The sequence below is a fragment of the Amycolatopsis sp. NPDC059235 genome (assembly GCF_042754125.1).
GTDB classification, from domain to species: Bacteria; Actinomycetota; Actinomycetes; order Mycobacteriales; family Pseudonocardiaceae; genus Amycolatopsis; species Amycolatopsis albidoflava.
The window spans coordinates 248,222-260,339 of record NZ_JBHZAG010000001.1 but is presented as its reverse complement, the minus strand read 5'-3'; the positions used below and the strand labels follow the sequence as shown (position 1 = coordinate 260,339).

14 protein-coding genes are annotated in these 12,118 nt (G+C 69.6%); 8 read left to right on the top strand and 6 right to left on the bottom strand.

Going from position 1 to position 12,118, the window contains the following annotated elements:
* Positions 1–6: 6 nt before the first annotated feature.
* Positions 7–987, top strand: a complete 981-nt coding sequence (locus tag ACFXI3_RS01195; protein ID WP_378397303.1) for a CobW family GTP-binding protein — start codon at positions 7–9, stop codon at positions 985–987.
* A 1-nt stretch (position 988) separates the two neighbouring features.
* Here the strand turns inward: ACFXI3_RS01195 and ACFXI3_RS01190 are convergent, their stop codons facing one another.
* Positions 989–1,387: a RidA family protein gene (locus ACFXI3_RS01190; protein WP_378397302.1), complete on the bottom strand. Its 399-nt coding sequence runs from the start codon at positions 1,385–1,387 to the stop codon at positions 989–991.
* A 62-nt stretch (positions 1,388–1,449) separates the two neighbouring features.
* Here ACFXI3_RS01190 and mtnA point away from each other — a divergent pair, with 62 nt between their 5' ends.
* Positions 1,450–2,415, top strand: coding sequence for an S-methyl-5-thioribose-1-phosphate isomerase (mtnA, locus tag ACFXI3_RS01185; protein WP_378397301.1), 966 nt, complete (start codon positions 1,450–1,452; stop codon positions 2,413–2,415).
* 24 nt (positions 2,416–2,439) lie between these two features.
* Here mtnA and ACFXI3_RS01180 read toward each other — a convergent pair whose 3' ends face one another.
* Together ACFXI3_RS01180 and ACFXI3_RS01175 are read right to left on the bottom strand one after the other, a co-directional pair.
* Positions 2,440–2,655 (bottom strand): ferredoxin, encoded by a 216-nt coding sequence (locus ACFXI3_RS01180; RefSeq protein ID WP_378397300.1) that lies wholly within the window; start codon positions 2,653–2,655, stop codon positions 2,440–2,442.
* A 3-nt stretch (positions 2,656–2,658) separates the two neighbouring features.
* A complete protein-coding gene (locus ACFXI3_RS01175) occupies positions 2,659–3,849 on the bottom strand; it encodes a cytochrome P450 (protein ID WP_344287181.1) in 1,191 nt (396 codons plus the stop codon).
* Between the two features lie 196 nt (positions 3,850–4,045).
* On the opposite strand from ACFXI3_RS01175, the gene ACFXI3_RS01170 reads away from it, so the two are divergent.
* The gene (locus tag ACFXI3_RS01170; RefSeq protein WP_378397299.1) at positions 4,046–5,293 is read left to right on the top strand and encodes a sensor histidine kinase; all 1,248 of its coding nucleotides are present in this window, start codon (positions 4,046–4,048) and stop codon (positions 5,291–5,293) included.
* Positions 5,281–5,931, top strand: a complete 651-nt coding sequence (locus tag ACFXI3_RS01165) for a response regulator transcription factor (RefSeq protein WP_344287185.1) — start codon at positions 5,281–5,283, stop codon at positions 5,929–5,931. The genes ACFXI3_RS01170 and ACFXI3_RS01165 overlap by 13 nt, the downstream gene beginning before the upstream one ends.
* Before the next feature lie 100 nt (positions 5,932–6,031).
* On the opposite strand, the gene ACFXI3_RS01160 is transcribed toward ACFXI3_RS01165, so the two are convergent.
* Positions 6,032–6,484, bottom strand: coding sequence for a hypothetical protein (locus ACFXI3_RS01160; RefSeq protein WP_378397298.1), 453 nt, complete (start codon positions 6,482–6,484; stop codon positions 6,032–6,034).
* Positions 6,485–6,646: 162 nt separating this feature from the next.
* On the opposite strand from ACFXI3_RS01160, the gene ACFXI3_RS01155 reads away from it, so the two are divergent.
* Both ACFXI3_RS01155 and ACFXI3_RS01150 read left to right on the top strand, forming a co-directional pair.
* Positions 6,647–7,366 (top strand): class I SAM-dependent methyltransferase, encoded by a 720-nt coding sequence (locus ACFXI3_RS01155; protein ID WP_378397296.1) that lies wholly within the window; start codon positions 6,647–6,649, stop codon positions 7,364–7,366.
* A gap of 50 nt (positions 7,367–7,416) precedes the next feature.
* Positions 7,417–8,169, top strand: coding sequence for a maleylpyruvate isomerase family mycothiol-dependent enzyme (locus ACFXI3_RS01150; protein ID WP_378397295.1), 753 nt, complete (start codon positions 7,417–7,419; stop codon positions 8,167–8,169).
* Here ACFXI3_RS01150 and ACFXI3_RS01145 read toward each other — a convergent pair.
* Both ACFXI3_RS01145 and ACFXI3_RS01140 read right to left on the bottom strand, forming a co-directional pair.
* Complete coding sequence (locus ACFXI3_RS01145) at positions 8,166–8,564, bottom strand: hypothetical protein (RefSeq protein WP_378397294.1); 399 nt, start codon at positions 8,562–8,564, stop codon at positions 8,166–8,168. The genes ACFXI3_RS01150 and ACFXI3_RS01145 overlap by 4 nt on opposite strands.
* Complete coding sequence (locus ACFXI3_RS01140; protein WP_378397293.1) at positions 8,561–9,073, bottom strand: MarR family winged helix-turn-helix transcriptional regulator; 513 nt, start codon at positions 9,071–9,073, stop codon at positions 8,561–8,563. Before ACFXI3_RS01140 ends, ACFXI3_RS01145 begins: the two co-directional genes overlap by 4 nt.
* A gap of 90 nt (positions 9,074–9,163) precedes the next feature.
* Between ACFXI3_RS01140 and ACFXI3_RS01135 the strand changes: the two genes are divergently transcribed.
* Both ACFXI3_RS01135 and ACFXI3_RS01130 read left to right on the top strand, forming a co-directional pair.
* Positions 9,164–10,600, top strand: a complete 1,437-nt coding sequence (locus ACFXI3_RS01135) for an FAD-dependent monooxygenase (protein ID WP_378397292.1) — start codon at positions 9,164–9,166, stop codon at positions 10,598–10,600.
* Positions 10,601–12,019 carry an MFS transporter gene (locus tag ACFXI3_RS01130; protein WP_378397290.1) on the top strand — a complete coding sequence of 473 codons (1,419 nt, stop codon included), beginning with the start codon at positions 10,601–10,603 and terminating at the stop codon, positions 12,017–12,019. It begins immediately after the preceding gene.
* Positions 12,020–12,118: the final 99 nt, after the last annotated feature.

Here is a 12,118-nt window from a genome sequence, read left to right as displayed (position 1 = left end):
ATCATCATGGCCAAAATCCCGGTGACGGTACTGACCGGCTTTCTCGGCTCCGGCAAAACCACGCTCGTCAACCACATCCTCACCGCGAACCACGGGCACCGGATCGCGGTGATCGAGAACGAGTTCGGCGAAATCCCGATCGACAACGCGCTCGTGCTCGGCGGCGACGAGAAGATCATCGAAATGAGCAACGGCTGCTGCCTGTGCTGCACCGCGCGCACCGACCTGATCGAGATCCTGCAGTCGCTGCTGCGCCGGCGCGAACGGTTCGACCGGATCCTCATCGAGACCAGCGGAATGGCCGACCCGAACCCGGTCGCGCAGACGTTCTTCGTGGACGACGAGGTGTCGGCGGCCTTCGCACTGGACGCGATCGTCACGCTGGTCGACGCGCGGCACGTCGGCAGCCATCTCGAGGAGGGCGAGCACGACGGCGTCGGCGGCCAGGTGAGCAACCAGATCGCGTTCGCCGACCGGATCGTGCTCAACAAGATCGACCTGGTCACCGAGCCGGAAATCGAGGAACTGCGCACGCGGCTCCGCTCGGTGAACGCGACCGCGGACATCCTCACGTCCAGTTACGGGAGCGTCGACCTGGACGACATCCTCGGCATCAACGCCTTCGACCTGAACCGCACCGTCGCCGCCGATCCAGGCTGGCTCGAAGACGAGTCCCACCACCACGACCCGACCCTGGAATCCGTCTCGATCGAGCTCGACTGCCCCCTGGACCGCGCCGCGTTCGAACAGTGGCTCACTGCGTTGCTGGCCGAACGCGGCGACGATCTGTACCGGTTCAAGGGAATCCTGGCTTTCGACCGCCGCACGGTGCTGCAGGGCGTGCATCGGATTTACGAATTGACCGATGCGGGCGAGTGGGGCGAGGAGCCGCCGATCAGCAAGCTCGTGCTCATCGGGCGAAACCTGGACCGCGCGGAGCTGACCGACACCGTGTCGCGCTGCAGCCTCACCGCGGCTGGACGGTGACCTACGTAAGCGCCGCAGTCACGTCCAGCTCGACGAGCTGCCCTCGGTAGCCCAGACACGTCACCCCGACCAGCGTGCTCGCCGTGGTGAACGCCGCCGCGATCGGCGAGTTCACGAACCGTTCCCACACCGCGGCGAGGGTCGGCTGGTCGGAGGTCGCCACGTAGATCACCGTGCGCACCACGTCCTCCGAGGTCGCGCCGGCGTGGGCCAGCGCGGCCTCGGTGTTGACGACGACCTGGTCCACCTGGGCGAGGACATCGCCCGGGACGACCTGGCCGTCGAGCGACAGCGGGCACTGGCCGGCGAGGTGCACGGTGCGGCGCGCGTCGACGGTGGTCACGTGGTGATAGCCGGGAGTCGGATGCAAGGAGGACGGGTTCTGCCGTTCAATGGTCACGAGGCGGATCGTCGCTCACGCACGCGGCGGCCCGCCACGGGATTTCCGGACCGGGAGGGCGTATGCGCAGGACCATCGACTGGGCCGACGGCGCGATCGTGATCGTGGACCAGGTAGCGCTTCCGGGCGAGTACCGCACCCTCACGCTGCGCACCGTGACCGAACTGGTCGACGCGATCCAGCGGCTGGCAGTCCGCGGAGCACCGGCGCTGGGAGCGGCGGGCGCGCTGGGAGTCGCGTTGGCGGCTCGCCAGGGCGACGATGTGCGGGCGGACGCCGACCGAATCGCACATGCCCGCCCGACAGCGGTCAACCTGGCTTGGGGCGTTTCCCGGGCGCTGGCCCAACTGCCGCACGGAGCCGACGCGGTGCTGGCCGAAGCACAGGCGATGCTCGACGAGGACGAGCAACGCAACCACACCGCGTCGGCGCACGCGGCGAAAGTCGTGCTGGATGCGTGCCCGCGCAGGCCGTTGCGGCTGCTCAGCCACTGCAACACCGGACACCTGGCGACGGTCTCGTGGGGCACGGCGCTCGGCGTCGTCTGGCACCTGCACGAGCGGGGCCTGGTCGAGTCAGTGCTGGTCGACGAGACGCGGCCGTTGCTGCAGGGATCTCGCCTCACCGCTTGGGAACTCGAGCAAGCCGGGGTGCCCTACCGCGTGCAACCGGACGGCGCGGCAGCCACCGCGATGGCGCGCGGCCTGGTCGACTGCGTGCTCGTCGGCGCGGACCGGATCGCGGCGAACGGCGACGTGGCCAACAAAATCGGCACCTACAGCCTGGCCATCGCCGCCGCCCACCACCAGGTCCCGTTCGTGGTCGTCGCCCCGACGTCCACTGTGGACAAAGCCATCGCCACCGGCGCGGACATCGCCATCGAAGAACGCGCGGCCACCGAGCTGACGGAGTTCGGCGGAACCCAGATCGCGCCGAAGGGCTCGGCGGTATTCAACCCGGCCTTCGACGTCACACCCCACTCGCTGATCACCGCGGTAGTCACCGAGGACGGTGTGTTCGGCTCGTGAACCTGGTGCGGTGGCGGTCCAGAGCTAAGGGCGTGGGCCGACGACCTCGGCACCGTCCCGCACCGTGATCGCCATGGCCGGGCAGGAGTCCGCCGCGTCCAGCACAGTCTCGTCCGGTCCGACATTCCCGGCGACGGCCCGCGCGGTGGCCCCGTCCAGCTCGAACACCTCCGGCATCAACGACGCGCACATCCCGCTCCCGATGCACGCGCCCCCGTCGACCTCAACCGTCCAGCTCATCGTTCACCATCCCACCGGCATCGACCGCGGCCCGCGAACCAGCATCTGCGTCTTCCACTCGATATCCCCGGCCAGCCGCAGCCCAGGCAACTCCCGGGTCAACGCCCGCAACGCCTCCTGCAGTTCCAGCCGGGCGAGCGGAGCCCCCAGACAGTGGTGCACCCCGTGCCCGAACCCGAGATGATGGTTGTCGCCACGGTCCAGCACGAGCTGATCCGCGGTCCCGAACTGCAACCGGTCCCGATTGGCCGCCCCGATCGCCACCAGCACCGGTTCCCCTTGGCGCACCAGGACATCGCCGACCTGGACGTCCTCCACCGCATACCGCGCGAACCCGGCCCCAGCCCCGAGCGGCACGAAGCGAAGCAACTCCTCCACCGCGGTCGGGATGAGCGACGGGTCGGCACACAACCGTTCCCAGTGCTCGTGCTGATCCAGCAACGCATAAACGAAGTTAGGAATCTGGCTGGCCGTCGTTTCGTGCCCAGCCACCAGAATCCCGACGCACAGATCGACCAATTCCAGCTCAGTAAGCCGATCCCGGACATCCCGCGCTTCGATGAGCGCGGTCATCAGGTCGTCCTGCGGCCGCGCGCGATGCTCGGCGATCAGACCGGCCATGTACGCCCGCAGCTCCTCGCGGCTGCGCTCCGACTCCTCCGGCGTAAGCCGCGTGGTCGACAACGCCGCATCGCTCCACTCGCGGAACTGCGGCCGGTCGCCCACCGGCACCCCGAGCAGCTCGCAGATCACCGCGACCGGGATCGGCAGCGCGTACAGATCGACAAGATCAGCCGGTTGCCCGTGCTCCCGCAACTGCGCGATCAGCTCGTCAGCCAGCCGCGCCACCCTCGGGCGCAATTCCTCGACGCGCCGCGCGGTGAACGCCTTCGCGACGAGCGTGCGCAGCCGGGTGTGATCCGGCGGGTCCATCGACAGGATGCCGCCCGGACGCCGGTACCCCGACATCCGCGGCTCGTCGCTTTCCTGCGCCAGCGCGCGGGAAAACCGCCGGTCGCCGAGCACGAGGCGGGCGTCGGCGTAACGGGTGGCGAGCCAGGCGGCCTCGCCGTGCGGCATCTGGACGCGAATCATCCCGGCGTTCTCGCGAGCGGCGGTGTAGGCCTCGTTGAGCGCGAGGCCCGCCTCCTCGTTGAACGGGTAGGCGAGCGGTTCGGTGTGCGTGGTGGTCATGCCAACGACTCCCCGGATCCCTTTGTAAGCAGGTGCTTACATGCCTACACCCGAGATCGGCCGCACGTCAATCCGCCAGGAGATTCCAGAACGTCCCGGGACGCCTCCCCAGGTGCGCCAGGTGGCACTAGGTTCACCATGAGACCGGGTACCGGCTTCATGGCACGGTCCTCCCGCAGTGCCCTAGCGTCATGCCATGACGATTCCAGCCGGGCTGAGCCGCGCGGTCCTCCGCGCGCGGCGGGACACCGGTTTTCTCGCCGCCGGCGTGCTGCCGCACCTGGCGCTGATGCCCGTGTGGGCCTGGGCGGCGGCAACTGTCGCCAGGACGGAAAACTGGCTCCTCACGGTTTCTGTGTCGGCCGCCCTGGTCCTGCTCGGCACCCCGGTGCTGACAGCCGTTCAGCGGGCTCGCTACCGGATGCTCCTCGGTGTGGATGTCCCCCGGCTCACCCGCACGGCGCCGGAACAATGGACGTGGACCTCGGCCGCCCGGTGGTTCGCGGCGACGCGGCCTTGGCGCAAGATCGGCTACCACCTCCTGCTGGGCCCGTTGCTGGCGCTGCTGGAGTTGCTGGTGCTCGCGGTGGCGGCGGCGAGCCTGGCGGGCGTCCTTGTCTACGGCTGGGCGTGGGCGCTGCCAACCGGAATCCGCCCAGACGGGTTCGGCTACCTGACTCAACTTCCGGCCTGCACAGCGGCCGGGCTCCTGCTGCTGTGCGCCCTGCCCTGGACCACGCGGGCAGTAGCCCAGGCCGAGGCGCGGCTGGCATTGGGCCTGCTCGGACCCAGCCAGGCGCAACGACTCCAGCAGCGGGTCGATCAGCTGGCGGTGAGCCGGACCGACTTGATCCAGGCCGTCGACGCGGAGCGCCGCCGGATCGAGCGCGACCTGCACGACGGCACCCAGCAGCGGTTGGTGTCTCTCGCGGTCAACCTGGGTCTGGCCATCGCCACCCGCCCGGACCTGCCGAGCGACGCCCGCGAGGTGATCGAGAGAGCACACCGGGAGGCGAAGGAGGCGATCGCCGAAATCAACGACCTGGTGCGGGGCCTGCACCCGGCCGTGCTCGAAGACCGGGGTCTGGACGCGGCGTTGTCCGGGCTGGCTGCCCGCACGCCGCTGCCGGTGCGGCTGCGGGTCGAGCTGGAGGAGCGGGTGGCACCCAACGCGGAGTCAGTCGCGTACTTCGTGATCTCCGAGGCGCTGACCAATGCGACGAAGCACGCCAACGCGATGCGCGCGGAGGTGATCGTCCGTCAGGTCGGCGAGGTGCTGCGAGTGCGCGTTACCGACGACGGGCTGGGCGGTGCCGACGCCGCCGCCGGCACGGGGCTGACCGGGCTGGCCAAGCGGGTCGGCTCCCTCGACGGAGCCTTCCACGTCAGCAGCCCCGTCGGCGGGCCCACCACCGTCACCGCGGAGCTGCCGTGCGCGCGGTGATCGCCGAGGATTCGGTGTTGTTGCGAGTCGGCCTGATCAAGGTGCTGGAGGCGGGCGGGTTCCAGGTCGTCGCGGAAGCCGGCGACGCGGAGGGGCTGCTGGCTGCGGTGGCGGAGCACCGGCCCGAACTCGCCTTGATCGACGTCCGGATGCCGCCCGGCTTCACCGACGAGGGCGTGCGGGCGGCGATGGAGATCCGCCGGCGCTGGCCGGGGACGCCGGTGGTGCTGCTTTCGCAGTACGTGGAGGAGCGATACGCGGCCGACCTGCTGGCCGCGAACACCAGCGGGGTCGGCTACCTGCTCAAGCAGCGGGTCGCCGATGTCGCCGACTTCGTGGCGGCGGTCCGGCGCGTGGCGGACGGGGGCACGGCTCTTGACCCGCAAGTCGTCGCCCAGCTGATCCTGCGGCGCGACAGCGACCCGCTCGCGCGGCTGACTCCTCGCGAACGGGACGTGCTCGGCCTGATGGCCGAGGGACGCTCCAATGCCGGAATCGCGCAGGCGCTGGTGGTCAGCGAGAGCGCCGTGGCGAAGCACATCAACAACATCTTCGCCAAGCTCGACCTGCCCGTGGTCGACGCGGACCACCGCCGCGTCCTGGCCGTGCTGCGGTTCCTCGGAGCGTCCCGGGCCTGAGCTTCCTGTCCGTGAGGGGAACCCTGAGGGAATCTGATTCCCTCAGGGTTCCCCTCACGGACGTCGGCATCGCGCGCTGGCACCGGACCGTGAGTGCCGATCACGTCGCGAGCCCTTCCGGTCGGCGGCCCGGCCGGGGTAAGGCCCGGGTCGCGAGAACCGCGCAGACCACCGCCAGCGGCACCTCGGCGAAGACCGCCATCAACACCGCCATGGTGAAGTCCGGACCCGGGGCGGCCGTCATGACGTCGAACCAGGCGTCGGTCAGCAGCAGGGCCGAGGTCGCGGCGGAGGTCAGGCAGGCTCGGCGGTCGCCGCGTCTGAGGAGCAGTCCGGTGGAGAGCAGGCCGAGCGCCTCAAGGCTGTCCAGCCCCGTCCATGTCCAGGCCCAGTGCGAGGCCTGAGCAGTGGCCGGCAGCTCGGTGTGCAGGAAGACCAGCCAGGGAATCATCGCCAGGCCGAGCACGGTGAGAACCGTGGCCGCCCGGCGAAGCACCAGGGGGAACGCCGAGGCGGCGGCCTTCGGAAGGATCCGCGGGACACCGCTCGCCATGACACCTGACTCCCTCCGGTGCCCGCCCCTCGGGCACGGCATCAGCATGTCTTTCGCGGTGTGCCCGAGGCAGTAACGCTCCTATCCGACTTGGTGGTGGCAGTAGGTACACCTTTCGGCTCCAGACCTTAAAAAAGCGGCTGGAGCACTAGGCTCGATCCAATGACTTCCGCATGGACGAACGAAACCGCGATCCAGCAGTGGAACACCGGCAGCACCCGGGAATCGATGGAAGCGACCGCCGAGGGCGGCGACTTCGCCAAGCAGCATCTGGTCAATCCCGTCCTTCTCCGGCTTCTCGGCGACGTGCGCGGCCGGAGAGTGCTGGACGCGGGCTGCGGCAACGGTTATTTCAGCCGGATGCTCGCCGCGCGCGGGGCCGAGGTGACCGGGGTCGAACCGGCCGCGAGCCTGATCTCGTTCGCCAAGGAGAAGCCCGCCGAGGGGATTTCCTACCTCCAAACAGATCTCGCTCGGCTGCCGAAGCTGGAGCCGTTCGACGCCGTCGTCTGCAGCATGGTGCTGATGGCGATTCCCGACTGGAAGCCGGCGATGCGCGCCTGTGTCGAGGCGCTGCGGCCGGGCGGGCTGTTCGTGTTCGCCATCGTCCATCCGGCGTTCGAGGAGTTGTTCGGCACCTGGCAGAAGTACGGCGAATACCGCCGGAAGGAGTATCTGGCGGAGTACGAGATCGCCGGGCGGGACGCGTCGGACTTCCATCGGCCGCTTTCCGCCTATCTCAACGAAGTGGCCGCCCTCGGCTGCCGGGTGCGCGAAGTCGTCGAGCCGGGGCTCGACCCGGTGCACGGGATCGAGGCTTACGCGCGCATGCCGAACTTCCTGATCGTCGCGGCGGAAACCGGCTGCCCGATAGGGCAATAACCGGTTCCCGAACGCCCCGGCCGCGGCCCGGTTTTGGATAGCGTGGTCGCATGGTGGACTACGGCCTGGATTTGTCCGAAATAACCCGCGAAACCGCGTTGCCGGATTTGCTCGCGGAAGGCGACGACCTCGACGCGGTGGTGTCCGCGGAACCGGACTGGTCGAGACCCACCCCGGCGCAGCGGTGGACGATCGGTCACCAGATCGCGCACCTCGCGGCAGCCGACGCGAACGTCCTCCTGGCCATCCGCACGCCGGAGAAGTTCGCCGCCGTACTGGAGGAAGACGCCGACGCCGTCGCGGCCGAGGGAGCCGCGCGACCGCGTTCGGAGCTGTTGGACTCCTGGCGCGCCGGGCGGGCCGAAGTGGCGGCGGCCCTCGGCGAGATCCCGTTGGACCAGCCATTTCCCTGGTACGGCTCGGAGTCCACCGCGACGCTCGCGGTAGCGCTTCGGCTGATGGAAACCTGGGCGCACGGACAGGACATCTTCGACACCGTTGGCGTCGAACACCGTCCGACGGACCGGCTCAAGCACATCGCCGCCTTGGGCTTCGCCGGGCGCGGGCTGTCGTTCTACGCCGCCAAGCTGCCGCTGCCGACCGAGCCGATCCGGCTCGAACTGACCGGTCCCGACGGCGCCGTCTGGGGTTGGGGTCCGGACGACGCCGCACAACGGATCCGGGGCAGCGCAAGGGATTTCTGCCTTCGCATCACTCAGCGGCGCGCGTTGGACGAAACCGGACTGGCCGCGATCGGCGACGACGCGAAAGCCTGGCTGGAGAACGCCCGGGTCTTCCTCTAACGACGCCCGGGCCGCAGCAGCGCGACGCCCAAGGTCAACGCGCTCGTCGACGCCACGTGGATCGCCAGCGCCTTCCGGTTCGGCGCCCACACTCCGGTCGTCGGACCGCCGGACCACATCGCCGCGACGAAACCGCCCGCGGCACAAGCCATTGCCCGCCACAACGCCGGCGAGCGATCCCGTCCGGCCGCCAACCCGGTGCCCACCGCACCGAAAGCGCCCGCGGTGATCAGCGCTTCGCGCGCCATGTGGTACTGCACGTGACCTTCTCCGTTCCGGACCTCCGGTGCGCGGTAGCTCGGATCGGTGATGTGCGTGACCGTCTGCCACACCGACGGCGCGGCGGCGGCCAGGCCCGCGACAACCGCTGCCGCGCCCAGGGTTTCCCGCTTCATTGCTCGTCCTTTCCCTTGAGGTGGTGCGAAACCCGCCGCAGCGCGTCGTTCACCACGTCGATGGTTTCCGGGTCGAGAGCGTTCGCGATTTCGCGTTCGATCTCGGTCTTGAGCTCGAACGACGCGAGCGCCTGCCGTTTGCCCTCCTCGGTGAGGGACACGAGCACCGAACGCCGGTCGCCGGGGTCCTTGTCCCGGCGGACCCAGCCGCGGGCCTCGAGCCGGGTGATCCGGTGCGTGACCGAACCCGAGGTCAGCTCGACCGCGTCCATCACCTGCCCCGGCGTCAGCCGATGCCCGGGCGCGCGCTTGAGCGCGGCGAGCATTTCCAGCTCCCACAACTCGATCCCGTGCGCGGACAATTCGCGGCGCATCGCCACTTCCAGCTGGTGCGCGACCCGCCGCAGCCGGTAGGACAGCGACTTCGCGCCCAGCACGCTCTCGTCGCCGCCGCCGCGCCGGACGGCGTCCACCAGGTCGTCGACCGCGTCCCGCGGGGCTGTGTTCACCGGCACGGACCTTTCTCTCGACATCAAGACAGTGAGAGAATACCTTGACGTCAAGACAGTTCGCCAGTCGAGCATCGTCAAGGGGGAACCATGGACATCGAAGTCGCAGTGATCGGAGCCGGACCCGTCGGGATGGCGGCGGCCGCGTTCCTGCACCACGCCGGAGTCTCGGTCCGGGTCTTCGAAGCGAATCCGGACCGGGTGTGGCAATCGAGGGCGACGACCGTCCATCCGCGCACGCTCGAAGTCCTCGACGCGCTGCCGGACGAGGCGGGTTCGCTGGCCGCACGCCTGGTCGCCGAGGGAAATCCGGTGCCCGCCGCGCATTTCGCGACCCTGCCGAACCTGCTGAGCTACACCGGACTCGACACGTCGTTCCCGTTCGTGCTGATGCTCCCGCAGCCGGAAACCGAGCGGCTGCTCGCCGAGCATCTGGCCGAGCGGGGCGTCGTGATCGAGCCCGGGTGGAAACTCGCCGACCTAGCGCAGGACGAGGAAGGCGTCACCATCGTCTCGGAAACCGGCGACTCCCAGCGAGTCGGTTACGTCGTCGGCGCGGACGGCGCGCACAGCGCGACCCGGCACGCGCTCGGCCTCGGCTTTCCCGGAAATCCCGCGTCCACTATGGGTTTCCTCGCCGACGTGCGCCTGGAACGCCCGCCAGCCCACCCGCACAACTGGGACTACGAACGCGGCTCGTACAGCGTGCTTCCGCTGCCCGGCGGCATTCACCGCATCTTCGGCCACGAACCCGGCGACACCGGCCTCACGCCTGAAGAAGCCGCGCGCCGCCAGGCGCTGATTCCCGACGAGACCGAACTGCGTGCGACGCTGAAACGGCTCGCCGACGACGATTTCGGCATCACCGAGGTGATCTGGGCCTCGCGGACCGGCGATACCACCCGACACGTCGAGCAGTACCGCGTCGGACGGGTGTTCCTCGCTGGCGACGCCGCGCACGTCCAGCTTCCGGCGGGCGGGCAGGGTCTCAACGTCGGTGTGCAGGACGCGGCGAACCTCGCGTGGAAGCTCGCCGCGGAGGTAAAGGGACGCGCGCCGCGGCGAATCATCGACGGCCCGCAGTCCTACGACGCCGAACGCCGTCCCATCGCGGCCCGGCTCGCGGCGAACACCCTCGCCCAGGCAGCGCTCATGGTCAATTTCACTCCCGGCGGAAAAGCGTTGCGCGACTTGATGTCCAGCCTCATCGGCCGCGACGGCGACACCGCGGACCAACTGCGCGGCTGGCTGTCCGGGCTGGAGGTTTCCTACGCCGAGGACGACAGCCTGGTCGGCCGCCGCGTTCCCAACCTTCCGCTCGCCGACGGCCGCACCCTCCATCGCGCACTGCGACCGGACCGGCTCACTCTCGTGGCTTTCGGCAGCACTGTCGCGGAGGACGAGAACGTCGTGCGCTCAACGCGGGACTGGCACGACTTGGCCGCTGTGCTCGTGCGTCCGGACGGTTACGCCGCCGAAGTGTGGACAGCGGACGAAAAGATCACCACCGACTGGATGGAGCGCTGAATGGGCGTGGACACCGCACGCGGACGCTTCGGCATTCTCGCGATCCTGTGCTCCAGCATCCTCGTCGTCGCGATGGACAACACCATCGTCAACGTCGCGCTCCCGGTCATCCGCGCCGATCTCGACGCGTCGATCAACGGTCTGCAATGGACAATCGACTCCTACACGCTGGTGATCGCCTGCTTCCTGATGCTCGGCGGAGCCACCGGAGACCGGTTGGGGCGCAAGCGAATCTTCCTCGCCGGGTTGGTCCTTTTCGGACTCGGCTCGCTGCTGTGCAGCCTCGCCCCGTCGATCGGCTGGCTGGTCGCCGCCCGGATCGTGCAGGCGCTCGGCGGCGCGATGCTGAACCCGGTCGCGATGTCGATCATCACGAACGTCTTCGCCGACCCGGGCGAGCGCGCGCGGGCGATCGGGGTGTGGGGGTCGATCGTCGGGATCTCGCTGGGCGTCGGCCCGGTGCTCGGCGGCGTGCTCACCGAGAGCATCGGCTGGCGGGCGATCTTCTGGGTCAACGTCCCCGTGGTCGTCGCGGCGCTCGCGCTGACTGTGCGCTACGTGCCGGAATCGCGGGCTCCGCGACCGCGCCGGCCGGATCCGGTGGGACAAGTACTGGTCGTGGTGCTGCTCGGCTCAGTAGTGACCGCCGCGATCGAAGGCCAACGGCTCGGCTGGGGTTCGCCGCTGATCCTCAGTCTGGCCGGGCTCGGCGTGCTCGCCCTGATCGCGCTGATCCGCTGGGAAATCCGCCGCCGGGAACCACTGGTCGAACTGCGGTTCTTCCGGAGCGCACCGTTCTCGTCGGCCACGATCAGCGCGGTATGCGGGCTCGCGGCGTTCGGGACGTTCCTGTTCCTGTCGCCGCTGTACCTGCAGGACGTGCGCGGACTGTCGGCACTGCAATCCGGCTTGATGCTGCTGCCGACCGCCGTGGCCGTGACGATCGCCGCTCCACTGGCCGGACGTCTCGTCGCTACTCGCGGCGCGCGGATTCCGCTGCTGACCGCTGGGATCTCGATGACCGTGGTTGCCGTTGTGCTCACCACCGCGTCGGCCACCACGCCGCTGTGGCTGCTCGCGATCGCGTACGGCGTGTTCGGGATGGGCTTCGGCCTGCTGAACCCGCCCATCACCAACGCGGCGGTGAGCGGCATGCCGCGGTCGCAAGCCGGGGTCGCCGCCGCGGTCGCGTCCACTTCGCGGCAGGTCGGGCAGACCCTCGGGGTCGCCGTCGCGGGCACCATCCTGGCTGCCGCGGCCACTCCGCTGGCCGGTTACGCCACCGCCTGGTGGGCCGTCGCGGGCGGGACCGCGCTCATCATCCTGCTCGCCGTCGTCGCCACCACGGCTTGGGCCCGCGCGGGGGCGGAACGGGTGGCCCGCCGTTTCGCCGACGAGCCGATCACCGAACCGGTCTAATCGCGGCGGGTGAATCGGGCAGAGGTGTGGTCCTTCCGTCGCCTATCCGGGTCGATCGCCCCGCGACGGTGCGGGCGTCTCCAGAGTGGAGGATGCCCG